At 57.8% G+C, this 24,025-nt stretch carries 31 protein-coding genes and 2 tRNA genes; 9 read left to right on the forward strand and 24 right to left on the reverse strand.

The window, feature by feature from the left end:
- Positions 1-120: 120 nt before the first annotated feature.
- A complete protein-coding gene (locus tag LOY52_RS17200; RefSeq protein WP_258675213.1) occupies positions 121-396 on the forward strand; it encodes a hypothetical protein in 276 nt (91 codons plus the stop codon).
- Between the two features lie 69 nt (positions 397-465).
- Positions 466-669 (forward strand): hypothetical protein, encoded by a 204-nt coding sequence (locus LOY52_RS17205; RefSeq protein WP_258679888.1) that lies wholly within the window; start codon positions 466-468, stop codon positions 667-669.
- A 92-nt stretch (positions 670-761) separates the two neighbouring features.
- On the opposite strand, the gene LOY52_RS17210 is transcribed toward LOY52_RS17205, so the two are convergent.
- The 9 genes from LOY52_RS17210 to thrS all read right to left on the reverse strand — a co-directional run bounded on the left by LOY52_RS17210 (position 762) and on the right by thrS (position 8,214).
- Positions 762-838: transfer RNA gene (locus LOY52_RS17210), tRNA-Pro, on the reverse strand.
- A gap of 88 nt (positions 839-926) precedes the next feature.
- Positions 927-1,283 carry a MerR family transcriptional regulator gene (locus LOY52_RS17215; RefSeq protein WP_003179985.1) on the reverse strand — a complete coding sequence of 119 codons (357 nt, stop codon included), beginning with the start codon at positions 1,281-1,283 and terminating at the stop codon, positions 927-929.
- Entirely contained in the window at positions 1,264-1,566 is a 303-nt protein-coding gene (gene ihfA / locus LOY52_RS17220) for an integration host factor subunit alpha (RefSeq protein ID WP_002553164.1), read from the reverse strand. The genes LOY52_RS17215 and ihfA overlap by 20 nt, the downstream gene beginning before the upstream one ends.
- A gap of 3 nt (positions 1,567-1,569) precedes the next feature.
- Positions 1,570-3,948 carry a phenylalanine--tRNA ligase subunit beta gene (gene pheT, locus LOY52_RS17225; RefSeq protein WP_258675214.1) on the reverse strand — a complete coding sequence of 793 codons (2,379 nt, stop codon included), beginning with the start codon at positions 3,946-3,948 and terminating at the stop codon, positions 1,570-1,572.
- A 26-nt stretch (positions 3,949-3,974) separates the two neighbouring features.
- Entirely contained in the window at positions 3,975-4,991 is a 1,017-nt protein-coding gene (gene pheS / locus LOY52_RS17230; RefSeq protein WP_003226365.1) for a phenylalanine--tRNA ligase subunit alpha, read from the reverse strand.
- Positions 4,992-5,100: 109 nt separating this feature from the next.
- Entirely contained in the window at positions 5,101-5,457 is a 357-nt protein-coding gene (gene rplT / locus LOY52_RS17235) for a 50S ribosomal protein L20 (protein ID WP_002553161.1), read from the reverse strand.
- Positions 5,458-5,485: 28 nt separating this feature from the next.
- Complete coding sequence (gene rpmI / locus LOY52_RS17240; RefSeq protein ID WP_002553160.1) at positions 5,486-5,680, reverse strand: 50S ribosomal protein L35; 195 nt, start codon at positions 5,678-5,680, stop codon at positions 5,486-5,488.
- Positions 5,681-5,740: 60 nt separating this feature from the next.
- Complete coding sequence (gene infC, locus LOY52_RS17245) at positions 5,741-6,292, reverse strand: translation initiation factor IF-3 (RefSeq protein WP_170929410.1); 552 nt, start codon at positions 6,290-6,292, stop codon at positions 5,741-5,743.
- Positions 6,292-8,214, reverse strand: coding sequence for a threonine--tRNA ligase (gene thrS, locus LOY52_RS17250; protein WP_003226368.1), 1,923 nt, complete (start codon positions 8,212-8,214; stop codon positions 6,292-6,294). The genes infC and thrS overlap by 1 nt, the downstream gene beginning before the upstream one ends.
- A gap of 383 nt (positions 8,215-8,597) precedes the next feature.
- Between thrS and LOY52_RS17255 the strand changes: the two genes are divergently transcribed.
- Positions 8,598-8,900: a hypothetical protein gene (locus LOY52_RS17255; protein ID WP_258675219.1), complete on the forward strand. Its 303-nt coding sequence runs from the start codon at positions 8,598-8,600 to the stop codon at positions 8,898-8,900.
- A 292-nt stretch (positions 8,901-9,192) separates the two neighbouring features.
- Positions 9,193-9,405: a cold-shock protein gene (locus tag LOY52_RS17260; RefSeq protein ID WP_003179963.1), complete on the forward strand. Its 213-nt coding sequence runs from the start codon at positions 9,193-9,195 to the stop codon at positions 9,403-9,405.
- A gap of 72 nt (positions 9,406-9,477) precedes the next feature.
- Here the strand turns inward: LOY52_RS17260 and LOY52_RS17265 are convergent, their stop codons facing one another.
- The gene (locus LOY52_RS17265) at positions 9,478-9,795 is read right to left on the reverse strand and encodes an I78 family peptidase inhibitor (protein WP_007961248.1); all 318 of its coding nucleotides are present in this window, start codon (positions 9,793-9,795) and stop codon (positions 9,478-9,480) included.
- A gap of 168 nt (positions 9,796-9,963) precedes the next feature.
- On the reverse strand, positions 9,964-10,269 hold the full coding sequence (locus LOY52_RS17270; protein ID WP_258675222.1) for a hypothetical protein: 306 nt from the start codon (positions 10,267-10,269) through the stop codon (positions 9,964-9,966).
- A 132-nt stretch (positions 10,270-10,401) separates the two neighbouring features.
- On the opposite strand from LOY52_RS17270, the gene LOY52_RS17275 reads away from it, so the two are divergent.
- A complete protein-coding gene (locus tag LOY52_RS17275; RefSeq protein ID WP_202370396.1) occupies positions 10,402-10,614 on the forward strand; it encodes a hypothetical protein in 213 nt (70 codons plus the stop codon).
- Between the two features lie 33 nt (positions 10,615-10,647).
- Here LOY52_RS17275 and LOY52_RS17280 read toward each other — a convergent pair whose 3' ends face one another.
- The 8 genes from LOY52_RS17280 to LOY52_RS17315 form a co-directional block, all read right to left on the reverse strand.
- Positions 10,648-11,676, reverse strand: coding sequence for a nucleoside hydrolase (locus tag LOY52_RS17280; RefSeq protein ID WP_096796176.1), 1,029 nt, complete (start codon positions 11,674-11,676; stop codon positions 10,648-10,650).
- 45 nt (positions 11,677-11,721) lie between these two features.
- Positions 11,722-12,126: a D-ribose pyranase gene (gene rbsD, locus LOY52_RS17285; protein WP_027611553.1), complete on the reverse strand. Its 405-nt coding sequence runs from the start codon at positions 12,124-12,126 to the stop codon at positions 11,722-11,724.
- Complete coding sequence (rbsK, locus tag LOY52_RS17290; RefSeq protein ID WP_258675224.1) at positions 12,123-13,040, reverse strand: ribokinase; 918 nt, start codon at positions 13,038-13,040, stop codon at positions 12,123-12,125. The genes rbsD and rbsK overlap by 4 nt, the downstream gene beginning before the upstream one ends.
- A 24-nt stretch (positions 13,041-13,064) precedes the next feature.
- On the reverse strand, positions 13,065-14,084 hold the full coding sequence (locus LOY52_RS17295; RefSeq protein ID WP_027611551.1) for a LacI family DNA-binding transcriptional regulator: 1,020 nt from the start codon (positions 14,082-14,084) through the stop codon (positions 13,065-13,067).
- A 3-nt stretch (positions 14,085-14,087) separates the two neighbouring features.
- Complete coding sequence (locus LOY52_RS17300; protein ID WP_007961238.1) at positions 14,088-15,065, reverse strand: ABC transporter permease; 978 nt, start codon at positions 15,063-15,065, stop codon at positions 14,088-14,090.
- Positions 15,062-16,615 carry a sugar ABC transporter ATP-binding protein gene (locus LOY52_RS17305; protein WP_095136713.1) on the reverse strand — a complete coding sequence of 518 codons (1,554 nt, stop codon included), beginning with the start codon at positions 16,613-16,615 and terminating at the stop codon, positions 15,062-15,064. Before LOY52_RS17305 ends, LOY52_RS17300 begins: the two co-directional genes overlap by 4 nt.
- Positions 16,616-16,672: 57 nt before the next feature.
- Positions 16,673-17,629 (reverse strand): sugar ABC transporter substrate-binding protein, encoded by a 957-nt coding sequence (locus LOY52_RS17310; protein WP_095136714.1) that lies wholly within the window; start codon positions 17,627-17,629, stop codon positions 16,673-16,675.
- Positions 17,630-17,832: 203 nt separating this feature from the next.
- Positions 17,833-18,288 carry a hypothetical protein gene (locus tag LOY52_RS17315; protein ID WP_258675226.1) on the reverse strand — a complete coding sequence of 152 codons (456 nt, stop codon included), beginning with the start codon at positions 18,286-18,288 and terminating at the stop codon, positions 17,833-17,835.
- Between the two features lie 348 nt (positions 18,289-18,636).
- On the opposite strand from LOY52_RS17315, the gene LOY52_RS17320 reads away from it, so the two are divergent.
- From LOY52_RS17320 to LOY52_RS17330, 3 genes are all read left to right on the forward strand, one after another.
- The gene (locus LOY52_RS17320) at positions 18,637-19,725 is read left to right on the forward strand and encodes an asparaginase (protein ID WP_027611548.1); all 1,089 of its coding nucleotides are present in this window, start codon (positions 18,637-18,639) and stop codon (positions 19,723-19,725) included.
- Between the two features lie 178 nt (positions 19,726-19,903).
- Positions 19,904-20,194 carry a DUF1654 domain-containing protein gene (locus LOY52_RS17325; protein WP_003226395.1) on the forward strand — a complete coding sequence of 97 codons (291 nt, stop codon included), beginning with the start codon at positions 19,904-19,906 and terminating at the stop codon, positions 20,192-20,194.
- 4 nt (positions 20,195-20,198) lie between these two features.
- Positions 20,199-20,888, forward strand: coding sequence for an endonuclease I family protein (locus LOY52_RS17330; protein WP_258675228.1), 690 nt, complete (start codon positions 20,199-20,201; stop codon positions 20,886-20,888).
- Between the two features lie 55 nt (positions 20,889-20,943).
- On the opposite strand, the gene LOY52_RS17335 is transcribed toward LOY52_RS17330, so the two are convergent.
- Positions 20,944-21,855 carry a siderophore-interacting protein gene (locus LOY52_RS17335; RefSeq protein WP_258675229.1) on the reverse strand — a complete coding sequence of 304 codons (912 nt, stop codon included), beginning with the start codon at positions 21,853-21,855 and terminating at the stop codon, positions 20,944-20,946.
- Positions 21,856-21,941: 86 nt separating this feature from the next.
- Complete coding sequence (locus LOY52_RS17340; protein WP_258675230.1) at positions 21,942-22,310, reverse strand: SPOR domain-containing protein; 369 nt, start codon at positions 22,308-22,310, stop codon at positions 21,942-21,944.
- Between the two features lie 250 nt (positions 22,311-22,560).
- Between LOY52_RS17340 and csrA the strand changes: the two genes are divergently transcribed.
- Positions 22,561-22,755, forward strand: coding sequence for a carbon storage regulator CsrA (gene csrA / locus LOY52_RS17345; RefSeq protein ID WP_003179932.1), 195 nt, complete (start codon positions 22,561-22,563; stop codon positions 22,753-22,755).
- A gap of 213 nt (positions 22,756-22,968) precedes the next feature.
- Here the strand turns inward: csrA and LOY52_RS17350 are convergent, their stop codons facing one another.
- From LOY52_RS17350 to LOY52_RS17360, 3 genes are all read right to left on the reverse strand, one after another.
- Positions 22,969-23,424, reverse strand: a complete 456-nt coding sequence (locus LOY52_RS17350) for a DUF2214 family protein (protein WP_258675232.1) — start codon at positions 23,422-23,424, stop codon at positions 22,969-22,971.
- Positions 23,425-23,461: 37 nt separating this feature from the next.
- Positions 23,462-23,764 carry a hypothetical protein gene (locus tag LOY52_RS17355; protein WP_258675234.1) on the reverse strand — a complete coding sequence of 101 codons (303 nt, stop codon included), beginning with the start codon at positions 23,762-23,764 and terminating at the stop codon, positions 23,462-23,464.
- Between the two features lie 176 nt (positions 23,765-23,940).
- Positions 23,941-24,017: transfer RNA gene (locus LOY52_RS17360), tRNA-Val, on the reverse strand.
- Between the last annotated feature and the right edge of the window lie 8 nt (positions 24,018-24,025).

Below are 24,025 nucleotides of genomic sequence, written 5' to 3' on the forward strand. Positions count from 1 at the left end.
CAAGCCTGGGGGCCAGCAAATTGCCGCATTTGCTCAGAGCCAACCGTTCGTCCACCGACCAGCACCTTGGCATGACTGGCGTATCCAATGCGGTACACCCCTCTGCGCAAGGCCAGAAAAATGAACAAGATAATTGCAACCCTGACACTTGCAGGCCTGATGCTGGCTGGCTCGGGCTTGACACTGGCAACCGAAAACGCAGGATCAGCCGCCCCGCCCACTGCCATCCCGGGCGTAAATCAATCCAGCAATAAATCCGAATCCAACGAAGAAAAAGCCAACAAGAAAGGTGAAGAGGCTTCTGGTTCGAACTCGGGCGCAGAATCGAAAGAAACCGAGAAAGACGCGGCAACCTCCAGCGACTCGGAAGATATTCAGAGCAAGCCGAAACAGTAACCACTGGATTGAACGGCAGTGAACGCCGATCATGCTGGGGATTGCCAACACCTGCAGATGAATGACCGTATGCCCAGCAAAGAAGCGCTAACCCAGACACCAACGACCGCCGCTGACATAGAACGCTCGATCCAGGCCTTGAACAAAATGGCGGAACGCTTATGGGGCGATGGCCGAGAGGCAGAAGCCAAGGCGCTTCTCGATGCACTGGATGCATTGAACCGGGCGCTGGACCGGATCAGGATTGGTGAGAGCCGTAGGGTTCTGCATTGAGGCGTGGCCACTGGCTGCTCAGTGGTCCCGCAAAGCTCACGCGCATGAAAAAGGCCAATGTCATCAACATTGGCCTAAGTCATTGAATTATATGGTCGGGACGGAGTGATTCGAACACTCGACCCCTAGCACCCCATGCTAGTGCGCTACCGGACTGCGCTACGCCCCGACTGGTTTGAAACCTGCTCTTCATCTCGAAGAGCGCTCAAGAATATATCGCAAGCTTTTGAAAACTGGAAGTATTCAAACGCAGCTTTTTATTTCTTGAGAACCACCAGTACATCTTCAAGCTCAGCGATCATCTGGCGGATCATTTGCTTGTATTGGGTGGTGTCGTCTTTGGCTTCATCGCCGGACAAACGCAAGCGTGCGCCGCCGATGGTGAACCCCTGATCGTAAAGGAGCGCGCGGATCTGCCGGATCATCAGCACGTCCTGGCGCTGATAATACCGGCGGTTTCCGCGGCGTTTGACGGGGTTGAGTTGAGGAAACTCCTGCTCCCAGTAGCGCAGCACGTGTGGTTTTACCGCACACAGCTCGCTGACTTCACCAATGGTGAAGTAGCGTTTGCCCGGGATGACGGGTAGTTCGTCGTTATGACTTGGTTCCAGCATAAGCCTCAACTCGGGCCTTCAACTTCTGCCCTGGACGAAAGGTGACCACACGGCGAGCCGTGATCGGGATTTCTTCCCCCGTTTTCGGGTTGCGGCCAGGCCGCTGGCGTTTGTCCCGAAGGTCGAAATTGCCGAAACCGGACAATTTGACCTGCTCGTTGTCTTCAAGAGCGTGCCTGATTTCCTCGAAAAACAGTTCGACCAATTCCTTGGCTTCCCGCTTGTTCAGGCCCAGCTCTTCATACAGACGTTCCGCCATCTCAGCTTTCGTCAAAGCCCCCATACGTCACTTCCTTAACGTGGCGTTCAACCTTTGTTCGAGCGAGGTGAGGATATTTTGCGTCGTCGAATTCACCTCATCGTCATTAAGAGTGCGCGATGGATGCTGCCAGGTCAAGCCAACTGCAAGGCTTTTTCTATCAGGATCAATGCCTTTACCCTGATACACGTCAAACAGCCTGAGATCCGTGAGCCATTCGCCTGCATTTTCACGGATTACGTCCAGTACAGCCGAGGCCGCGATGTCTTTGTGTGCGATCAGTGCAAGGTCACGACGCACTTCAGGAAAGCGCGACAACTCGTGGAATTGCGGCATTTTTCCGGAAGCGACTTCAGCCAGAACCAGCTCGAAGACGAAGACCGGACGATCCAGGCCCAAGGCTTTGGACAGCTCAGGGTGAATCGCACCGATAAAGCCGACTTCACGCCCGTCCCGTTCGATGCGCGCGGTTTGCCCCGGGTGCAGCGCTGGGTGTTTGCCCGGAGCGAAAGTGAAGGTATCCAGCGCACCGGCAAAGCCCAGCACCGCTTCGACGTCAGCTTTCACGTCGAAGAAATCGACGGTGTCGCGACCCTGCGCCCAACCTTCCGGCAGACGGCTGCCGCAAACAACACCCGACAACATTGGCTCTTGCTTCAGACCTTCCAGCTGACCGACGAAGCGCAGACCGCTTTCGAACAGACGCACGCGATCCTGCTGGCGGTTCAGGTTGTGCTGCAACGCCTTGACCAGGCCCGGCCACAGCGAGGAACGCATGGCAGCCATGTCATTGGAAATCGGGTTGGCCAGCAACAGCGGCTCGACGCCCGGGTTGAACAGTTCGAACTGTTTCGGATCGATGAAGCTGTAAGTGATCGCTTCCTGATAACCACGAGCTACCAGCAGACGACGCAGTTCAGGCAATTCGCTGCGCGCTTCAGCTTTGGCTTGCGGCGCCAGACGCGCTTGCGGGTAACGAACTGGCAGACGGTTGTAGCCGTACAGACGCGCCAGCTCTTCGATCAGATCGACTTCCAGGCTGATGTCGAAGCGATGGCTTGGCACTTCTACGCGCCACTGCCCTGCGCCGTCAGCGGAAATCTTCAGACCCAAGGCGCCGAGCAGACGCTCCACCTGCGCCGAATCCATTTCCATCCCCAGCATCTGGGTGATGCGCTGCGCACGCAGGGTGATCGGCGCGATCGACGGCAGGTGCTGCTCGCTGACGGTCTCGATGATCGGGCCGGCTTCGCCACCGGTGATTTCCAGCAACAGGCCGGTGGCGCGCTCCATGGCTTCACGGGCCAGTTGCCAGTCCACGCCACGCTCGTAACGGTGCGACGCATCGGTGTGCAGGCCGTAGGAACGAGCCTTGCCCGCCACAGCGATCTGGTCGAAGAAGGCACTTTCCAGGAAAACGTCGCGAGTGGTTGCGGACACACCGCTGTGCTCGCCACCCATTACGCCGGCAATCGCCAGAGCGCGGGTGTGGTCGGCGATCACCAGCGTATCGCTACGCAGGCTGACTTCCTGACCGTCGAGCAGCACCAGTTTCTCGCCCTCTTCCGCCATGCGCACACGGATACCGCCATTGATTTCGGCGAGATCGAAAGCGTGCAGCGGCTGGCCCAGTTCGAGCATCACGTAGTTGGTGATGTCGACCGCAGCGTCGATGCTGCGCACATCGGCGCGGCGCAGACGTTCAACCATCCACAGCGGCGTTGGTTTGGACAGGTCAACGTTACGGATGACGCGACCCAGGTAACGCGGGCAGGCGGCAGGCGCCAGCACTTCTACCGGACGCACTTCGTCGTGCACAGCCGGAATGGTCATGACCACCGGGCGGGCGAGCGACGTGTCGTACAGCGCGCCCACTTCACGGGCCAGACCGGCCAGCGACAGGCAGTCGCCACGGTTCGGGGTCAGGTCGACCTCGATGCTGGCGTCCTCCAGATCCAGATACACACGGAAATCTTCGCCCACCGGCGCATCGGCCGGCAGTTCCATCAGACCGTCGTTGCCTTCACCGACCTGCAGCTCGGCTTGCGAGCACAGCATGCCGTTGGACTCGACGCCACGCAGCTTGGCCTTCTTGATCTTGAAGTCGCCCGGCAGTTCGGCACCGATCATGGCGAACGGAATCTTCAGGCCCGGACGCACGTTTGGCGCACCGCACACGACCTGGAAGGTTTCCGCGCCATTGCTGACCTGGCACACACGCAGCTTGTCGGCATCAGGGTGCTGCTCGGTGCTCAGCACCTCGCCCACGACCACGCCGCTGAATACACCGGCGGCCGGGGTCACACTATCGACCTCCAGACCCGCCATCGACAGACGAGCAACCAGCTCGTCGCGACTTACCTGCGGGCTAACCCAGCCACGCAGCCATTGTTCACTGAATTTCATCCTGCTCTCCTAAGAATTCGTTACGACTAGCGAAATTGCGCGAGGAACCGCAAGTCGTTGTCGAAGAACAGACGCAAGTCGTTCACGCCGTAACGGAGCATTGCCAGACGCTCGACGCCCATGCCGAAGGCAAAGCCGGAGAACTCTTCCGGATCGATGCCGGACATGCGCAGCACGTTCGGGTGAACCATGCCGCAGCCCATGACTTCCAGCCAGCCGGTCTGCTTGCAGACGCGGCAGCCTTTACCGCTGCACATCACGCATTCCATGTCGACTTCAGCGGATGGCTCGGTGAACGGGAAGTACGAAGGACGGAAACGTACGGCCAGCTCTTTCTCGAAGAACACCCGCAGGAACTCTTCGATGGTGCCTTTGAGATCGGCGAAATTGATGTCGCGATCGACCAGCAGGCCTTCGACTTGGTGGAACATCGGCGAGTGGGTGATATCGGAGTCGCTGCGATACACACGGCCTGGGCAGACGATGCGGATCGGCGGTTGCTTGGACTCCATGGTGCGGACCTGTACCGGCGAGGTATGGGTGCGCAGCAACATGTTCGCGTTGAAATAGAAGGTGTCATGCATCGACCGGGCCGGGTGGTGGCCTGGGATGTTGAGCGCTTCGAAGTTGTGATAGTCGTCTTCGACCTCAGGGCCTTCGGCGATGCCGTAGCCGATACGGGTGAAGAACTGCTCGACTCGTTCCAGAGTCCGGGTCACCGGATGCAGACCACCTGAGGTCTGGCCACGGCCCGGCAACGTCACGTCAATGGATTCGGCAGACAGTTTGGCAGCCAGTTCGGCTTCTTCAAACAGAGCCATGCGCGCATTGAGAACGCCTGTGACACGTTCCTTGGCAACGTTGATCAGGGCGCCGACTTGCGGACGCTCTTCTGCCGGCAAATTCCCCAGGGTCTTCATCACCTGAGTCAATTCACCCTTTTTGCCAAGGTATTGAACCCGGATTTGCTCCAGGGCATTGATATCTTCAGCGCTTTGCACAGCCTCTAGTGCTTGAGAGACCAGCGCATCCAGGTTTTCCATGTACAGACTCCAGATACAAAATAGGGGAAGAGCTTGAAGGCTCTTCCCCTATTTATGACGTTTAACACCTGGCCCCACAGAGGTGAGGCCGGGTGACTGTCGGGGGTACTTAAGCCAAGGTGGCTTTAGCTTTCTCGACAATCGCAGCAAACGCCGCTTTTTCGTTCACTGCCAGATCAGCCAGAACCTTGCGGTCGATCTCGATGGACGCTTTTTTCAGGCCAGCGATGAAACGGCTGTAGGACAGACCGTTAACACGAGCACCAGCGTTGATACGAGCGATCCACAGAGCGCGGAACTGACGTTTTTTCTGACGACGGTCGCGGTAGGCGTATTGGCCTGCCTTGATTACCGCTTGCTTGGCAACACGGAATACGCGGGAGCGTGCGCCGTAGTAGCCTTTAGCAAGTTTCAGAATTTTTTTGTGACGCTTACGGGCAATGACGCCACGCTTTACACGAGCCATGAGTTACTTCCTCTATTCTTGACTAAAATTAACGAAGGCGCAGCATGCGCTCGACTTTTGCCACGTCAGACGGATGCAGCAAGCTGCTACCGCGCAGTTGACGCTTACGCTTGGTCGACATTTTGGTCAGGATGTGGCTCTTGAAAGCGTGCTTGTGCTTGATACCGTTAGCAGTTTTCAGAAACCGCTTAGCAGCACCACTTTTGGTTTTCATTTTTGGCATGTTCGGATACTCCGCATTCAGTTGATAAACATAATCAGAAGGCCTGCCGTGCCCTGTTGATTACTTCTTCTTTTTCGGGGCGATGACCATGATCAGCTGGCGTCCTTCCATCTTAGGATGCTGTTCGACCGAACCGTACTCGAGCAGGTCAGCTTCAACCCGCTTGAGGAGTTCCATCCCCAGCTCCTGGTGGGCCATCTCACGGCCGCGGAATCGCAAGGATACCTTGGCCCTGTCCCCGTCACTCAGGAAACGTACCAGGTTGCGCAGTTTTACCTGGTAATCCCCTTCCTCCGTCCCTGGACGAAACTTGATTTCTTTTACCTGAATCTGCTTCTGGTTTTTCTTCGCTGCTGCAATCTGCTTCTTCTTTTCGAAGATCGATTTGCCGTAGTCCATCACCCGGCAAACCGGTGGGACTGCGTCAGCAGAGATTTCTACCAGATCAAGCTTTGCTTCTTCAGCAATACGAAGCGCTTCATCAATCGAGACGATGCCAATCTGCTCGCCATCAGCGCCAATTAACCGAACCTCGCGTGCCGAGATATTCTCGTTGATCGGGGCTTTCGGTGCAGCTCGTTTATCTTGTCTCATTTCACGCTTAATAATAATTACTCCGAATCTGGGCGACCACGCCGGGAAACCGCTTGCGCGAGAAACTCAGCGAACTGGGCGACGGGCATCGAGCCCAGGTCAGCACCTTCACGAGTACGCACAGCGACAGTCTGCATCTCGACTTCCTTATCTCCGATAACCAAAAGATAGGGAACCTTGAGCAAAGTATGCTCGCGGATTTTAAAGCCGATCTTTTCATTTCTCAAGTCGGACTTGGCACGAAATCCGCTTTCGTTGAGAGTTTTTTCTACTTCTGCAACAAAATCTGCCTGTTTATCAGTGATATTCATGATCACTGCCTGGGTTGGCGCCAGCCACGCAGGGAATGCACCTTCGTAATGCTCGATCAGAATCCCGACGAAACGCTCGAAGGAACCGAGGATCGCGCGATGCAGCATCACTGGGTGTTTGCGGCTGTTGTCTTCGGAGACGTATTCGGCGCCGAGACGGACAGGCAGGTTGAAATCGAGCTGCAAGGTACCACACTGCCAGACGCGACCGAGGCAATCTTTCAGCGAGAACTCGATTTTCGGACCGTAGAACGCACCTTCGCCCGGCTGCAGATCGTACGGCAGGCCAGCGCTATCAAGGGCTGCCGCCAGTGCCGCTTCGGCGCGATCCCACAGTTCGTCGGAACCTACACGTTTTTCCGGACGAGTGGACAGTTTCATCTCGACGTCGGTGAAGCCGAAGTCACGGTAAACGTCCATGGTCAGCTTGATGAACGCAGCGGATTCGGCCTGCATCTGCTCTTCGGTGCAGAAAATGTGGGCGTCGTCCTGAGTGAACGCGCGCACACGCATGATGCCGTGCAACGCACCCGACGGCTCGTTACGATGGCACGCACCGAACTCGGCCAGACGCATCGGCAGCTCGCGGTAGCTCTTCAGGCCCTGATTGAACACCTGCACGTGGCACGGGCAGTTCATCGGTTTGATGGCGTAGTCGCGGCTTTCCGACTCAGTGGTGAACATGTTGTCGGCGTAGTTGGCCCAGTGCCCGGATTTCTCCCAGAGGCTGCGATCGACCACTTGCGGCGTCTTGATCTCCAGGTAGCCGTTGTCACGCTGCACTTTGCGCATGTACTGCTCGAGCACTTGATACAGGGTCCAGCCGTTCGGGTGCCAGAACACCATGCCCGGTGCTTCTTCCTGGGTGTGGAAAAGGCCCAGGCGCTTGCCGATCTTGCGGTGATCGCGCTTTTCCGCTTCTTCGATGCGCTGGATGTAAGCCGCCAGCTGCTTCTTGTCTGCCCAGGCTGTGCCGTAAACGCGCTGCAATTGCTCGTTCTTGGCATCACCGCGCCAGTAGGCGCCGGACAACTTGGTCAGCTTGAAGGATTTCAGGAAACGCGTGTTCGGCACGTGCGGGCCGCGGCACATGTCGACATATTCTTCGTGGTAGTACAGGCCCATGGCCTGCTCGTTCGGCATGTCTTCGACCAGACGCAGCTTGTAGTCTTCGCCGCGGGCCTTGAACACTTCGATCACTTCGGCGCGCGGAGTGACTTTCTTGATGACGTCGTAATCCTTGTCGATCAGCTGGTGCATGCGCTGTTCGATGGCGGCCATGTCGTCCGGCGTGAAAGGACGTTCGAAGGCGATGTCGTAATAGAAGCCTTCGTCGATGACCGGCCCGATGACCATTTTCGCAGTCGGGTACAGCTGCTTGACCGCATGGCCAACCAGGTGCGCGCAAGAGTGGCGAATGATCTCCAGCCCCTCTTCATCCTTTGGCGTGATGATTTGCAGCGTCGCGTCGCTGTCGATGATGTCGCAGGCGTCGACCAGCTTGCCGTTGACCTTGCCGGCCACGGTGGCCTTGGCCAGGCCTGCACCAATGGATGCGGCGACCTCGGCTACGGAAACCGGGTGATCGAATGAACGTTGACTGCCGTCGGGAAGAGTAATAGTTGGCATGGCGCCTCCTCTCCTAGTGGTGACCCCTACCAAAGGTCACGTGGGTTGGGATGAGCCAGTACAAGATCCGATCCAGGCCATTCAATGACGAACGCCTGCCTTACAGCGGCAGGAGCCTTGCGGCCAACCGGAAAACCGAACCAGAGTGACTGGGATTCAAATCAGAATTTTTTCGCACGCTGACCGCTGCCGGGGCTGAAGGCCATCCGGAGCCTGAGAACGCTTGAGCCCGGCATGCTAGCACAGATGAGCGGTCATCGACGTCATCGAATTGAGGTGTTGCTGATTTGCGCATTTTTGCGGCGCGAAGTGAACTTGGGATATACGCTTTGCCTCAAATAAGCTGAGAATCGTCGCCGATATCAACCCAAGGAGTTTCCGACATGCGCCTTATCCGACTTTTTGCTTTCGCGGCCCCGCTGGCCCTGCTGCTGCTGCCGCTGAGCGCCAACGCGGCCTGGCCTGCCGGCGTCAAAGCCCAATACATGAACGACTGCACCGCCGCAGCCAGCAAGAGCGTCAATCCGGCCGAAGCCAATAAACATTGCGCTTGCGGTGCCGACGTTCTGGAAAAGAAATTCACCACGCAAGAGATCGCGCAACTGATGGACAAGAACACCCCGCCAAGTGGTGAACTGGGTCAGCGCGCACTGAAAGAAATCTCGGTTTGCCGAGTGCAGAAATAAGCACTGACGAATGTTTTTTCGGGCGTCCAGCAGGCTGAAAACCGCCAAAAAGACCCCGAAATCGATAATTTACGCAGGTTTTATAGCTTTTTTTACACCCTCTTCTTTCGGCTGAAAGCCACTGAAACCGGGGCTTGCAGACATTTCAGAGGTTGAAATCGATGCAATATGAAAGCAAACAGCACGTCCGGGGGGCTACCAAAGCGAACATTTCGACTATGATACTCCGGTGTGCCCAGTTGGCCTGAGCAGCACAGTACTACTGAAAATATATGTTTCTTGGAGATACACCATGTCTAATCGCCAAACCGGCACCGTTAAATGGTTCAACGATGAAAAAGGCTTCGGCTTCATCACTCCTCAAGGTGGCGGTGACGACCTGTTCGTACACTTCAAAGCTATCGAATCCGACGGTTTCAAAAGCCTGAAAGAAGGCCAGACCGTCTCTTTCGTGGCTGAGAAAGGCCAAAAGGGTATGCAAGCTGCACAAGTTCGCCCAGAGTAATTTCCCGGCGCACTAAAAAAACCCCGTCCATGTGACGGGGTTTTTTATGCCTGCAACAAAAGCGCTCTGCGATCAGCCGCAGTTGACGCGGGTGACCACCAGGTTGTTGTCGGTGTTCAGATTCAAGCGATCGGAGCGGTACTCCAGAGTGATCATGTCGGTTGGCTTGAGGAAGCGGGCGTTTTGCGCGCCAGCCTTGGCACGAGCCTGATCGAGCAGTTCCGGCGAAGCCTTTTTACCGATGGCAAACTCCGCTGCCTTTGCTTCACAGCGGCTATGACCGGCATCGGTCGCCACAGGATCCTTTGCCGACTCGCTGGAGGTTGTGCTGCAACCGGCCAACATGGCAACGGCCATTAGTGCACCCAGAGACGCGAACTTCAAAGGCATGAAGCCTCCTTTTTTCAAATGGTTAAGCTGAGATCGTGCGACCGCCAATTCGGCGTTTGGTTTCACAGCCGGTGCCATCACCCTGCCCCACGACCCGGAAAAACGCTGAGTCTGCCTGAAGTGCGGGCATCGCATCCTCACGCAATCGTCACCGAATATTAACGACGCTCAATAGACGTCGATGTAATCAAGCGGCGGATTCGGCCAGTTGTCTTTCAGCGCGTTGAAAATCTGCATCACCCAGACTTCATCGCTGGCCGCGACGTTGCCGACATACCCCGAACCCTTGGCCCAGGTCTCCAGGCGAAACAGCAGGCCATCAATATCCTGCCCGCCGGTCACACCGGAAGAAATATAGGCAATCCCACTCTTGGTCACGCGCAGCTGCGTGTGCACATCATCGCTGGCCGACGCCAGCAACTGGCGCACAGCGTCGAGTGTGAGGCCGTCGGGGGTATTCAAATCGATCTGCACAGCACATTCCTTGGATCAGTCGGAAAAGACCAAGTGTCGCATAGCGTCACGCTCATGCCTAAGTCGCAGTGCCAAACGCCCGACAAAGTGGTTAACTCGCTTTCAGACATTCCCGACTTTTCGAGCGCACTCATGAACACCGTAAGCATCTCCGCCGACATCAAGGTTCATTGGCCGAAGGGGCACAGCTCGTACAGCCCGGGCAGTGCGGAGGAGCTGGCGTTGATCAGCATCGATCTGCTGGTCAAGACGATGGGAACCCAGGGCGCACAAACGTTTATCGCCCAGGTGTTCGAGCGGTACCAGCATGACGACGAGAACACGCAGGACACCGAGAGAAAATAAAAACCCGCAGGCTGGCACCTGCGGGTCACAGTCTTACTTCAAGCGCTTCAGACGCTCGGTCAGCAGATCGAAGAAGCCTTGAGCATCCCCATTTTCCACCCAGAAGGCGTTCTTCGGCGCCTTCAGACCGTCATACCAGTCAACGATGGTCTGGCCAAAAGTCGGACCTTCGCGACTATCCACCACAACGTTGACCGAACGACCAGTGAACAGCTCAGGCTTGAGCAGGTAAGCGATGACGGTAGCGTCATGCACCGGGCCGCCCGGGATGCCGTAGTGCTCCATGTCACCCTTGATGTACTCGTTGAGGATGTCGCCAACGATCTTGCTTGCGTTGTTGTTCAGTGCAGCGATCTGTTTCAGGCGTGCGTCGCTGGTGAGGATCTTGTGGGTCACGTCCAGCGGCAGGTAGGTCAGTTTCACGCCGCTCTTGAGTACCACTTCCGCCGCTTGCGGATCGGCGAACAGGTTGAATTCGGCCACCGGGGTGATGTTGCCGCCATTGAAGTGCGCACCGCCCATGATCACCACTTCCTTGATGCCATTGACGATCTCCGGCTCCTGGATCAGCGCCAGCGCCAGGTTGGTCTGCGGGCCAAGCATGGCGATGGTAATGCTGTGTGGTTTGGCTTTTTTCAGAGTGTCAATCAGGTAGTTGACCGCATTGCCTTCGGCCAGGCCTTTTTTCGGCTCATGCACGGTGACACCCGAAAGGCCTTCCTTGCCATGGATGTTCTCGGCGTAGATCGGCGTACGCATCAGCGGTTTCGGCGCACCGGCATACACCGGAACGTCTTCGCGCCCTGCCCACTCGCGAGCCAGGCGCGCGTTGCGCGACGTCTTGTCGAGGCGCACGTTGCCGGCCACGGTGGTCAGTGCGCGAATATTCAGTTCATCCGGCGAAGCCAGGGCGAACAGCAAAGCGACCACGTCGTCGGCGCCAGGGTCGGTGTCGATGATCAGGTCGATCTTTTCAGCAGCCTGAGCGCCGGTGGCGGTAATAAAAGACAAAAGCAGCAGACTCCGAAGCAATTGGTGGAGTTTTTGAGCATAGCGGTGCATGGCGCATTCCTTGTGCTGATGAAAATGAATGAGGCGAAAACCCGATTAGAACGTTACTCCGGCGACCAGCACGATGTTGCAGTACGGCTGACATTCGCCTGTACGAACAATCGCCCGTGCCTGGCGGCTGAGAACCTTGAATTGCTCATGAGTCAGCAGATCGCGCCGGCCGAGGGCGCCCTCTTCCTGCAACTCGTCCAGCGCGACCAGGGCGGTCGGCTGCTTGTCGAGGATTTCGTTGGCCAGCACATGGCTTTCCACCTGCATCTCGCTGAGCACGACTTTCAGGGTACTGACGAAATCCGGAACACCGTGGGTCAGCGCCAGATCAATCAATTCAACACCTGGTGGCACCGGCAGTCCGGCGTCTCCGATGACCACCATGTCACCATGGCCCAAGGAGGCGATCAGCCGCGACAACGCGACGTTGAGCAGAGGAGTCTTTTTCATGCGGGTTTGAACGCCTGTACGTCGGACATGGTTGGAATGGAAGGTTGTGCGCCGGCCCGGGTCACAGACAGCGCTGCAGCGACTTGCCCGTACCGGATCGCCTCGGCCTCGGATTTGCCACTGGCGAGCGCCGCCGCAAAACCGCCGACGAAGGTATCGCCGGCGGCGGTGGTATCGACCGCCTTCACTTTCGGCGCCGGGAAATGCTCGAAACCTTTGCCATGGGCAAACAGTGAACCTTGCGCACCGAGAGTAATGATGACCTTGCCCGCGCCCATTGCGATCAACTGGCTGGCAGCGCTTTCTGCGGTTTCCAACGAATCGACCGGCATCCCGCTCAACGCAGCGGCTTCGCTTTCGTTGGGGATCAGGTAGTCGATGGCGGCAAACCAGTCTGCCGGCAACGGACGACTGGCCGGCGCCGGATTGAGGATCACTGTTTTGCCCAGCGCACGTGCACGCTTGAGCGCATGCCCGACTGTCGCATCGGGAATCTCGAGCTGGCAGATAATCACGGCGGCCGCCTGCAGCACCGCATCAAATCGGTCGATCACTGCCGGGGTCATTGCACCGTTGGCGCCAGCAACGATCACGATGGCGTTCTGACTGTTGTCATCGACCACGATCAGCGCCACGCCACTGGAATCTTCAACCGTGCTCACCGCCTGACAATCGATCTGTTCAGCCAGCAATGCGTCACGCAATTGCAAGCCGTAGTCATCGTTGCCAACACAGCCGACCATCGCCACCTGCGCACCCAGGCGCGCAGCAGCGACTGCCTGATTGGCGCCCTTGCCGCCGGACACCGTGGCAAAGGAATGACCGATCAGCGTTTCACCGCCCTTGGGCAGCCGTGGTGCCCGGGTGACCAGATCCATGTTCAGGCTGCCTATTACCACTACATTTGCTGGCATACATCACTACTCGTCAATTCGGTTTCAGCGGTACTCGGTGAATACGCCGGACAGCGGCGCAGTCGATTCGCGCAAGACAATACTCGGGGTCACGATCCGTTGATCGGTGACCAGACTCGGGGTAGCAATCCTTCGCAGCAACACTTCGGCCGCCATCTCGCCCAACTGCAGGATCGACTGGCCAACGGTGGTCAGCGCCGGGTACACGTAGCGACTCATCTGGATATCGTCGAAGCCGATCACCGACAGCTCGCTTGGCACGCGCACATTGCGCTCGGCCGCCGCGCGCAGCACACCGATGCCGATCATGTCGTTACCGGCGAAGATCGCACTCGGCGGATTGCTTTCAAGCAGGATCGCCGCCGCGTTGTAACCGCCAGTGCTGGTGAAATCGCTTTCCAGCATGCGCTCGGCCCGCACCTTGATGCCCGCCTCCTGCAGCGCCCGGCAAAAACCGGCCTGACGCATTTGCGCCACGCTGGTGCTCGACGGACCACCGATGGTGGCGATGTCACGATGGCCCAGCTCCAGCAGATGCCGCGTCGCCAGATAAGCGCCATATTCATGGTCGATGCGCACCAGGTCGGCGTCGACGCCATCCAGCCCGCGGTCGACGATGACCATCGGCGTTTTCACCCCGGCCAGCCCTTGCGCGAGCCCGATGTCGCCACCGGCAGAGGCGACGATCAGGCCGTCAATGCGTTTTTCCAGCAGCACGCGCAAATAGCTGCGCTGTTTTTCCGGGTTGTCGTCAGAATTGCAGAGGATCACGCAGTAGCCGTTACGCTCGCAGTAATCCTCGATGCCCCGCGCCAACTCGGCAAAATACGGGTTGAGACTGTTGGGCACCAATAAGCCAATGGTCGCAGTGGTCTTGGCTTTCAGCGAACGCGCCACCGCACTCGGCACATAGTCGAGGCTTTTGATGGCCGCCTCGACCTTCAACCGCACTTCCTGGCTGACCGGGCGCGTCTTGTTCACCACGTGAGAAACCGTGGTGTAGGAAATCCCCGCGAGCGCCGCCACATCCTTGATCGTTGCCATCTGTCAGCCCCGTCGACTGGCGCGTTGGCTGCGATAGGTATCGAGCACCACCGCGATGACAATCACCGCGCCGGTGATGATGCGCTTGGTTGGCTCGGTCGCACCGATCTGCGCCAGACCGGCGGCCAGTACCGAAATGATCAAAACACCGAAGAAGGTGCTGATCACCGAACCACGGCCACCCATCAGGCTGGTGCCACCGATCACCACGGCGGCGATCACTTGCAATTCGAGACCGGAGCCGGCATTTGGGTCTGCCGCTTCCAGACGGGAAATCTGGAACAGCGCGGCGATACCCGCGAGCAGGCCCATCAGGCTGAACACCAGAATCTTGTACGGTTTTGGATTGATCCCGGCCAGACGCACCGCTTCTTCGTTGGTGCCGATACCAATCAGGTAACGACCGAACACGGTGCGGGTCAGCACCGCTTGCGCGATGAAGATCACCAGCAAGGCAATGATGAACGACGGCGAGATACCGAACGCGATCGGGTTCGACAGCCAGGCAAACGAATCACCAATGTACGCGGTGCGCGAACCGGTCATCTGGTACGCCAGGCCACGGGCCATTTCCAGCACACCGAGCGAAACGATGAACGACGGAATGCGCCACGCCACGGTGATCGAACCGGTCACCGTACCCGCCAGTGCCGCCACCGCCATACCGAGCAACGCGGCCGGCAACACGCTCCAGCCCCAACCGAGAATCGCCACGCTGACCGTCGAGGCGGCCAGTGCCAGTACCGAACCGACCGACAGGTCGATGCCGCCGATGATCAGTACAAAGGTCATGCCCACCGCCAGCACCATCAGATCGGGGATCTGGTTGGCCAGCGTGCTGAAAGTGTCATAAGACAGAAAGTGGCTGCTCATCATCGAGAACAGCGCCACCATCGCCAACAGGGCCCCGGCCAGGCCCAGATAGGTGCCCAGTCCGTAGAAATTGCCACTACGTTTGCCGGCGGAAGATGCAGTTTTCATGGGAGATCCCTAGGCGCCGCTTCATTGAGCAACGCATCACGTTTTTGGTAGCCGGCGAACGCGGCGGCAAGCAAATCATCCTGAGTCCAGCTGTCGCGCTCGAAGGTATCGATCAAGCGCCCTGCCGACAGCACACCGATCCGGTCGCAGATCAGCATCAGCTCGCGCAGGTCACTGGACACCACCACCAGCGCCTTGCCCTGACGCGTCAACTCGCCCAGCAAGGCGTAGATATCGAACTTGGCACCGACATCGATGCCGCGGGTCGGCTCGTCGAACAACAGCACCGAGCAATCGCGCTCCAGCCAGCGGCCGATCACCACTTTCTGCTGATTGCCGCCGGACAATTCCGACACCAGTTGAGTCGGGCTGGAACTGCGGATGCGCATGGCATCGATCTGACGCTGCGCCAAGGAAATTTCGTCGCTGGCATTGACGATTCCTGCCCTGGAAATCTCCGGCATGTTGCCCAAGGCGATGTTGGCGCTGATCGACTGACTGAGCAGCAAGCCTTCGCCCTTTCGGTCTTCGGTGATCAAGGCAATGCCATGGTTCACCGCATCAACCGGCGAACGCACACTGACCACCTGCGCCGGCGAACCCAGCGCAATCGTGCCGCTGTCGGCCAGATCGGCGCCGAAGATCAGTCGCAGCAATTCGGTGCGCCCTGCCCCGATCAGCCCGGAAATCCCGAAGATCTCGCCGGCACGCACTTCGAAGGAAACATCGCGCACCTTGTCGGAGCGGGTCAGACCTTTGACCGTCAGTGCCGGGGCGCCGATCTTGCGCGGCCCCATGTCGATGTGTTCGCCCAGTTCGCGGCCAACCATCAAGGTGACCAGTTGCTCGCTGTTGTAGTTGGCCATCGGTTCGACGCAGACCAGATTGCCGTCGCGCAGCACGGCAATGCGTTGCGCGACTCGCGCCAGTTCTTCGAGACGGTGGGAGATATAAATGATGGAGACGCCACGTGCCTGTAAGCGAGTGATCTGCTCGAAGAGCATTTCCACTTCACGCGCAGTGAGCATCGCGGTCGGCTCATCGAGGATCAGCACGTGGCAATCGCCGATGAGGTTGCGCGCGATCTCGACCATCTGTTGATGGCCGATACCCAACTCGCCGACCAGGGTGTCCGGATCGATGGCATCGAGGCCAACCTGCGCCATGGCTTCGATGGCGGCTTTACGCAATTGCTTGCGACTGATCCAGCCGCCGTTGCTCGGCAGGTTGTCGAGAAACAGGTTTTCCGCCACCGACAGGGTCGGCAGCAGATTGAGTTCTTGCATGACCATGCGCACGCCAAGCTCTTCGGCCTGGGTGCGACTGCCCGGACGGTAGTCCTTGCCCTGGAATTGCATCTGACCGGTGGTGGGCGTAACCAGCCCCCCAATGATCTTCGACAGCGTGCTTTTACCGGCGCCATTCTCACCGGTCAGCGCCAGCACTTCACCGCGCATCAGCGTCAAATCGATGCCCGTGAGCACCGGTTGCGCATAGGTCTTACCGATACCGCTGACCGAGAGGACAGCGTTCGGGGCGGAAACTGACATAAAAAACTCTCCATGCGCTCGTCCGGACGGACGAGCGCCGTTGTGTCGCCGGAAGACTTACTTAGTGACCAGCTCGACTGGCGTTTCGATCACGCCATTGGCGCCGCTGTCGACTTTCTCGCCCTTGAGGATTTTCAGCGCGGTCTCGATACCGAACACGGCCTGTTTGGCAGCGAACTGATCGGCCGTCGCCAGCACACGACCGTCCTTGAGCATCGGCTTGATCGCATTGATATTGTCGTAGCCGACCACTTGTACCTTGCCTGCCTTACCGGCAGCACGCACAGCGGAAACAGCGCCAACGGCCATGCTGTCGTTACCCGCCAGCAGCGCTTTCACATCCGGGTATTCGCTGAGAATCGAAGCGGCAACCTTGTTGCCCTTGTCGATCTCCCAGTCACCGGATTGCAAGGAGACAACCTTGATCTGCGCCGCCTCCATCGCATCCTTGAAGCCTGCGGTGCGTTGCTGGGCGTTGGTGGTGGTGGACACGCCTTCGATGATGCCGACTTCGTCACCGGCCTTCAGTTGCTTGGCCAGGTATTCGCCGACCAGACGCGCACCTTTGCGGTTGTCCGGGCCTACGAATGGCACGCTGATGTTTTTGCTTTTGACGATCTGCGGATCGAGCTGATTGTCGATGTTGATCACGGTGATGCCGGCATCGACGGCTTTCTTGATCACCGGCACCATGGCTTTGGAATCGGACGGTGCGATGACCAGCGCGTTGACCTTGGCCAGAATCATCTGCTCGACGATGCGGGTCTGCCCGGCGGTATCGGTCTCGTCCTTGATGCCGTTGGAGATCAGGTCGAAGTCAGCGGAGTGTTCTTTCTGGTAGGCCTTGGCGCCGTCTTCCATGGTCAGGAAGAATTCGTTGGCCAGGGATTTCATGACCAGCGCGACTTTGGGTTTTTCCGGGGATTCGGCGAACGCCGAAGAGACAGGTAGTGCAGCGGCTGCGGCAGCCAGCATAGCGACAGCAAGAAGACGTCCAGCGAATGGCAGCTTCATGGGTTCACTCCGATCTTATGATTATTGTGAGCAACGCTCGCGCTGGCGTAAGCTTCAGCGCTGCCTTCCGGATAACAATGCACCGGGGAAGCCGCGCAAACGTTTGCGTAGACCGAACTATGCGAATCCCGCCGACATTTGTCAACAATCAGAAATCGTCGATTATGGCAGGAGGACGAGTCTTGTGACTCGCCTCTCATTGCTTAGGCCGTGGTGCTGACCAGGTTGCCGCTGGTGGAATCCTTGGACATTTCCTTGACCAGTGCCGCGGCGACTTCCATCAGCGCACCGCTGGTTTGCGCGATCTGCCCCTGAACGGACATGACCGCCTGCGACTTGGCCTCGGGCGTCGGATAGCTCGCAGCCTGGGCCGCCGCCAACTGCTGTTGCTGCTCCTGCAGTTGCTTCTGCAATTCCTGCATGCGCTTGAGCAACATTTTCACCGTGACGCTCAAGTTATTGCCGCTGTCAGCGCTGTCCGCCTTCTCGGCTTCCTGTGCCGGACCACCGGTGCGAACTTGATTGCTCGGTTCTTTTTCAACGCCAAGCGCCTCGTCGGCTGCATCTGCTTCCGCCTGGTTCATTGCATTGATTGTCGCTGCGGTTTTACCGCCAATGGTGACTGAACCGGGATTGGAAAAACCGATCGTCAGTGACATGTGAACTCCCTAAATAAACGTTTCCTTCAACAGCCATCGGCCTGCTGACGGGTTTCTTTAGCAGAAACCCTGAACCGGCAAGCCATTTCGTTCGACAGGAGGTGTAGTCCCTTTCGGTGAACCGAACGCGAAAGCGTCCTTTGTTCGGAAACCCGGCCATGTCATTCGCCGCATAATTGGCAAACTCATAAAATCTTGATGTAAATCATCAGGTTAAACATTTCTCTAAAGCAAAGTAGCGCTGGTACAGATCCTGCTCCCTAGCCTGCACCCCAGGCATTCAGATCGGCTCGGGGCGCATCTAGATGAACCTGCATCAGCACCGTCTCACTACTAGAGAGAAAAATAATGAAATCTGCTTTCAACACTTTGGTTCCGGGCGCTTTGGCCCTCCTCCTGCTCCTGCCCACCGCCCTTCAGGCAAAAGAAGTCGAAACCCAGACCAAACTCGCCAACGTCGTAGTGCTTGCCACGGGCGGCACCATTGCCGGTGCCGGCGCCAGCGCAGCCAACAGCGCCACCTATCAAGCGGCCAAGGTCGGCATTGAACAACTGATCGCCGGCATCCCCGAACTGAGCAAACTGGCGAACGTGCGTGGCGAACAAGTCATGCAGATCGCTTCGGAAAGCATCACCAACGACAACCTGCTGCAACTGGGTCGCCGCGTATCCGAACTGGCCGACAGCAAAGACGTCGATGGCATCGTCATCACCCACGGCACCGACACCCTGGAAGAAACCGCGTACTTCCTGAACCTGGTGGAAAAAACCGACAAGCCGATCATCGTGGTCGGCTCTATGCGTCCGGGCACCGCCATGTCGGCGGACGGCATGCTCAACCTGTACAACGCCGTCGCCGTGGCCAGCAGCAAAGAAGCGCACGGCAAAGGCGTGCTGGTGACCATGAACGACGAGATCCAGTCCGGGCGTGACGTCAGCAAAATGATCAACATCAAGACCGAAGCGTTCAAAAGCCCTTGGGGCCCGCTGGGCATGGTGGTCGAAGGCAAATCCTACTGGTTCCGCCTGCCAGCCAAGCGCCACACCATGGATTCGGAATTCGACATCAAGAACATCAAGAGTCTGCCTGACGTAGAAATCGCCTACTCCTACGGCAACGTTGATGACACTGCCTACAAGGCTCTGGCCCAGGCCGGCGCCAAAGCGATCATCCATGCCGGTACCGGTAACGGTTCGGTGTCTTCGCGCGTAGTGCCATCCCTGCAAGCCCTGCGTAAAGACGGCGTGCAGATCATCCGCTCGTCCCACGTCAACGCCGGCGGCTTCGTCCTGCGTAACGCCGAACAGCCTGACGACAAGTACGACTGGGTGGTCGCTCACGACCTGAACCCGCAAAAGGCCCGCATCCTGGCCATGGTCGCCCTGACCAAAACCAACGACAGCAAAGAGCTGCAACGGATGTTCTGGGAATACTGATTGACCTTCGCCTGAGCCTTTCCGGGTCGGGCAACCTGCTCACCACTCGCCCGCGCGGCGGGTGGTGCTGCCACTTACGCTGAGCGCGACTTTTTCGTACAAAATAATCGACCCGACTTACACCAAAAACGGAAAAGCGCTGTCAGAGGATTTTCTTGAATTTTAAGCAGTTGCGAAAATGCTTACAGTTAAATACTGTATGCACGTACAGCTTAATAAGGATAACCTCGTGGCCACCTCTCCTGATGCTCCTGACGCTTACGAACGCATGGGCATGCGCGTTCAGAAAATCATCAATTCCCCTACCGCACAAAAAGCCAAAGCCGCACTGATCTTCCGTCTGCCGGACGAGCCTGTGGATGCATGGGAGCAACTGCTCGAGGAAATCGACGAGAACGACAACGTCACACTCGCCTATCGCGACGATGGCGGCGTGCAGATTTTTTGGGTTGTGCCGAAGGAAGATTGATTCAATGAGTGTCCGCTGTTTTGCTTTGCTGTTGCTGTTCATCGCTTTTGGCGCCCAGGCTGGCGCACCCCGCACCTTTACCGAGGCCAAAAAGGCCGCCTGGAAACTCTATGCACCGCAGTCCACCGAGTTTTACTGCGGGTGCAAGTACACCGGCAACAAGGTGGACTTGAAGGCATGCGGTTACGTGCCGCGCAAAAATGCCAAGCGCGCCTCGCGCATCGAATGGGAGCACATCGTCCCGGCGTGGGAATTCGGTCACCAGCGTCAATGCTGGCAGTCGGGCGGACGCAAAAACTGCACCCGCTATGACCCGAGTTACCAGAAAGCCGAAGCCGACCTGCACAACCTGGTGCCGAGCATCGGCGAGGTCAACGGTGACCGCAGCAACTTCAGTTATGGCTGGCTGCCGGTGCAAGCCGGGCAGTACGGCTCGTGCCTGACCCAGGTCGACTTCAAGGCCAAGAGGGTCATGCCGCGCCCGTCGATTCGCGGCATGATCGCACGCACCTATTTCTACATGAGCAAGCAGTACGGCTTGCGCCTGTCGAAACAGGATCGGCAGTTGTACGAAGCGTGGGACAAGACCTACCCGGTGCAGGACTGGGAACGTCAACGCAATCAGAGCGTGGCGTGTGTGATGGGACGCGGCAATGAATTTGTCGGTCCGGTAAACCTGAAAGCCTGCGGCTGATTCTTCAGCGCAAAAGAAAAGGCCTCGAACGTGATGTTCGAGGCCTTTTTTGTTTTTAGCTGCCAGCCTTGTTGTAGCGCCAATAGCCCATCAGATTGAGTGACTCACGCGAGATACCGCACTCCTTGATCAGGTATTTGCGCAGACGCATGACCGCCGCGCTTTCTCCGGCAATCCAGCCATAAAATCCTTCAGGGGCCGTGTTGGCGATCTCCCAGAGAATGTCTTTGTCGATATCGACTTCGGCGAGTTCGGCAGCTTGCCCGAGCGATGAATCCTCTGCCGGCAGGAACGCCTGCTGCACTGCCTCTACCATCAGCGCCCCAGCCACTACTTCTGGCGCCTGATCGCGAATCAGCCACTGCACCGACAGCCCAGGCCAATCCGGCACCGGGAGCATGTCTGGTGGGCTGTCCACTTCAAAGTAAGCCTGAGTCTGAGGCGGTTCAGCCATGGCAGCCAACTCGTCCAGAATGCCCATGGCGGCCGGCAATGCCGTGGCATCGGCCACCAGCAAAACCTCCTTGAGCACCTGCGGCGGTTTCCATTCAAACCCTCCGGCGTCCTGCGCGGAAAAACCGCTGTCGGGAGCGAGAATCTGCATCGACGCTCCCGGCTGCGCACGCAGCGCCCAGCGCGACGCGGGACCGGTCTCGCCGTGCAGGACAAAATCGATGTCTACTTCGCCTTGCTCGGCGCGCAAATGACGAATGGTGTAAGTGCGCATTGCTGGCCGCCGGCTCGCCAGCATAGAACGAAAACGCGCGTACCAGCCCTCCTCCTGCGCAAGACTTGCAGGCGATCCATCTTCAGCAGGGAAGAACAGTTTGACGCGCTGATCCGGCGCCCAGGTGGCCATGCCACCTATCGAAGGGTCGGCGAGCGTGATCCGCATCATGTGCGGACTCAACAACGTCTTGCGGTGCAAAACCGCATTGAAAAGTTTGTAGGGAGCGGCGGAGGCCATGCGGAGCTCCTTCGGGAAATCGTGATTGACTCGTATAAGACGAGTCACCGGCGATATCCTTTAGGTCGCTCCGCTGAAAGTGCTGCTTACGGCGCGAGCGGATGCTCGACGATCACCGACTCGACGTTCTGCTTCTTGGCCTTCACCAATGCCGCATCCACCTCTACCTTGCGCGCTTGCGCCTCGGCCTGGGAGTTGAACGGGCCAATCAGGATCCGCGTCTTGCCGCTGCTGTCCTTGATCACGGTCGGCACGAACGCATGCTCGATCAACCAGCCACTCAGGTCACTGACAGCCTGAGGCGTTTCGCCGCGTACTTCGAGGTCCCATTGCGGGGCGGACGCCGCCGCAGGTGCGGCCGCGACGGCCGTTTTCGGCTTCTGCACGTCTACACTCTTGCCTTCACCACATCCTGCCAATGCCAGGGCCGCGACCATCCAGACCAATTTGCGCACAACGCTTTCCTCGAAAATCACAAAGCGGCGATCTTAACATTCATAAATACTTCGCGAGGCCCGCAAAATGGGCACAAAACAACGAGATTGATGATTGCAGCCTCTGTATAGTTACGCCCTGGGAATTAATGCCGCATCTGCGCGTCAGAAAGAGGCACCCAAACCGTGAGACTTCGCACTAATCTATACGTACCACCGACCTCTGCACTGTCTGAATCAGGTGCCCTACAAAGCAATCAAGGAGAAGACCATGCTGATACTCACCCGCAAAGTCGGTGAAAGCATAAATATTGGTGATGACATTACGATCACCATCCTCGGCGTAAGCGGTCAGCAAGTCCGTATCGGCATCAACGCCCCGAAAAACGTTGCCGTGCACCGTGAAGAGATCTATCAGCGCATTCAGGCCGGCCTGACCGCCCCGGACAAGCCACAAACGCCCTGAGCCACCCCGCAGTCAGTAGCCAGTCCGTTTGCCTTCGCGTAAGACTGGCTAAAGATTCACGCGCCGTATTGCCATCCGCGCCCCACTCCGCTGGGCACGGCGCCTGACACTCTCCTCGCCTTTACTCCCTCTTCTGCTGCAGCGCGATACTACCTGCGACTACCCAGGCTGGCTGTCAGACGTTTCCGAGAGAACACAGGGAATTGCTCCTTGTTAGCCGAACGTCACACCGCGCGCCATGCCGCTAGCTGCAATCACCATCAGCACCAACAGCAGCGCCTCGACATGGCTGATCCGCGCGAATAGCTTTGCACGTCCGGTATCGAGCGCCTTGCCCCGCGCCAATGCGATCCGCCATTTGACCAGCGTGATCATCGGCGCCAGCTCTGCTAGCAGAATCAGCACGAACAACGTCATCTTCAAATGGAACAGCGGCTGATGCAGATAGTAGTCAGTGCCCTTTTCAAATCCGCCAAAAGCGCGCATACCGCCGGTGACCAGCAGAGTCAGCGCGGCAATCCCCCACAGATTATCCGCAAGCAGTACTCGCTTCGCCTCACCGACGCCAGCGGCGAGGCGACTGAACGCCGCGCCGCGGGTCAACACAGCCCAGAAGCCCAAGGCAAAAGCCAACAGATGGATAGCGGCAAGCAACCAATGAACCAGCATCGACGAACTCCTTTGAGAAAGCCCTGGAAAACGCCAGTCAGTAGTAGTCGAAAAAAACCGGATTCGCCTGCACACAGCAGTGGGACTGGAAAGCTTCGCGCAGGAAGCAAGGAGACAGAGCGGGGAATCCGCCAAATCGCAGGCAAAAAAAATCCCAAGCAGCTGATGGAAGCTTGGGATTTAAAAATGCATAAACCGTGGTGGTGAACGCGGGGCAGATGTTACTGAAGTTCACGAACAGCAACAACATTTTTTTGATAACCGGTCGGTTAAAAATGCCGGTAACCCGTTCAATATCCACACTTTTTCGACGGATCCAAAAAAAAGAACTGAACGCCATATCAGCAGGTCGTGTTATTTCGAAACACGCTAAGTGCTTGGGTAACGGAAGCGGCGAAGTGTCGAGGGGGTGCGCTGAGGTGGGGGTTTTGCAAAAGTTTTGCAAATCGCAGACAACAAAAAAGGGCCCACCTTTCGGTGAGCCCTTCCAGACCGCCCAGCAGAGCGGATTTTGTTTGGTAGGCGCGATTGGACTCGAACCAACGACCCCCACCATGTCAAGGTGGTGCTCTAACCAACTGAGCTACGTGCCTGCTGTGAG

This window comes from Pseudomonas sp. B21-051, from assembly GCF_024748795.1.
Taxonomy (GTDB): domain Bacteria; phylum Pseudomonadota; class Gammaproteobacteria; order Pseudomonadales; family Pseudomonadaceae; genus Aquipseudomonas; species Aquipseudomonas putida_A.

Coding starts and splice junctions, on each gene's coding strand:
- LOY52_RS17200 (WP_258675213.1), top strand. CDS start 121: ATGAACAAGATAATTGCAACCCTGACACTTGCAGGCCTGATGCTGGCT.
- LOY52_RS17205 (WP_258679888.1), top strand. CDS start 466: ATGCCCAGCAAAGAAGCGCTAACCCAGACACCAACGACCGCCGCTGAC.
- LOY52_RS17215 (WP_003179985.1), bottom strand. CDS start 1,283: ATGCTGGAACCAAGTCATAACGACGAACTACCCGTCATCCCGGGCAAA.
- ihfA (WP_002553164.1), bottom strand. CDS start 1,566: ATGGGGGCTTTGACGAAAGCTGAGATGGCGGAACGTCTGTATGAAGAG.
- pheT (WP_258675214.1), bottom strand. CDS start 3,948: ATGAAATTCAGTGAACAATGGCTGCGTGGCTGGGTTAGCCCGCAGGTA.
- pheS (WP_003226365.1), bottom strand. CDS start 4,991: ATGGAAAACCTGGATGCGCTGGTCTCTCAAGCACTAGAGGCTGTGCAA.
- rplT (WP_002553161.1), bottom strand. CDS start 5,457: ATGGCTCGTGTAAAGCGTGGCGTCATTGCCCGTAAGCGTCACAAAAAA.
- rpmI (WP_002553160.1), bottom strand. CDS start 5,680: ATGCCAAAAATGAAAACCAAAAGTGGTGCTGCTAAGCGGTTTCTGAAA.
- thrS (WP_003226368.1), bottom strand. CDS start 8,214: ATGCCAACTATTACTCTTCCCGACGGCAGTCAACGTTCATTCGATCAC.
- LOY52_RS17255 (WP_258675219.1), top strand. CDS start 8,598: ATGCGCCTTATCCGACTTTTTGCTTTCGCGGCCCCGCTGGCCCTGCTG.
- LOY52_RS17260 (WP_003179963.1), top strand. CDS start 9,193: ATGTCTAATCGCCAAACCGGCACCGTTAAATGGTTCAACGATGAAAAA.
- LOY52_RS17265 (WP_007961248.1), bottom strand. CDS start 9,795: ATGCCTTTGAAGTTCGCGTCTCTGGGTGCACTAATGGCCGTTGCCATG.
- LOY52_RS17275 (WP_202370396.1), top strand. CDS start 10,402: ATGAACACCGTAAGCATCTCCGCCGACATCAAGGTTCATTGGCCGAAG.
- LOY52_RS17280 (WP_096796176.1), bottom strand. CDS start 11,676: ATGCACCGCTATGCTCAAAAACTCCACCAATTGCTTCGGAGTCTGCTG.
- rbsD (WP_027611553.1), bottom strand. CDS start 12,126: ATGAAAAAGACTCCTCTGCTCAACGTCGCGTTGTCGCGGCTGATCGCC.
- rbsK (WP_258675224.1), bottom strand. CDS start 13,040: ATGCCAGCAAATGTAGTGGTAATAGGCAGCCTGAACATGGATCTGGTC.
- LOY52_RS17295 (WP_027611551.1), bottom strand. CDS start 14,084: ATGGCAACGATCAAGGATGTGGCGGCGCTCGCGGGGATTTCCTACACC.
- LOY52_RS17300 (WP_007961238.1), bottom strand. CDS start 15,065: ATGAAAACTGCATCTTCCGCCGGCAAACGTAGTGGCAATTTCTACGGA.
- LOY52_RS17305 (WP_095136713.1), bottom strand. CDS start 16,615: ATGTCAGTTTCCGCCCCGAACGCTGTCCTCTCGGTCAGCGGTATCGGT.
- LOY52_RS17310 (WP_095136714.1), bottom strand. CDS start 17,629: ATGAAGCTGCCATTCGCTGGACGTCTTCTTGCTGTCGCTATGCTGGCT.
- LOY52_RS17315 (WP_258675226.1), bottom strand. CDS start 18,288: ATGTCACTGACGATCGGTTTTTCCAATCCCGGTTCAGTCACCATTGGC.
- LOY52_RS17320 (WP_027611548.1), top strand. CDS start 18,637: ATGAAATCTGCTTTCAACACTTTGGTTCCGGGCGCTTTGGCCCTCCTC.
- LOY52_RS17325 (WP_003226395.1), top strand. CDS start 19,904: ATGCTTACAGTTAAATACTGTATGCACGTACAGCTTAATAAGGATAAC.
- LOY52_RS17330 (WP_258675228.1), top strand. CDS start 20,199: ATGAGTGTCCGCTGTTTTGCTTTGCTGTTGCTGTTCATCGCTTTTGGC.
- LOY52_RS17335 (WP_258675229.1), bottom strand. CDS start 21,855: ATGGCCTCCGCCGCTCCCTACAAACTTTTCAATGCGGTTTTGCACCGC.
- csrA (WP_003179932.1), top strand. CDS start 22,561: ATGCTGATACTCACCCGCAAAGTCGGTGAAAGCATAAATATTGGTGAT.
- LOY52_RS17350 (WP_258675232.1), bottom strand. CDS start 23,424: ATGCTGGTTCATTGGTTGCTTGCCGCTATCCATCTGTTGGCTTTTGCC.
- LOY52_RS17355 (WP_258675234.1), bottom strand. CDS start 23,764: ATGGCGTTCAGTTCTTTTTTTTGGATCCGTCGAAAAAGTGTGGATATT.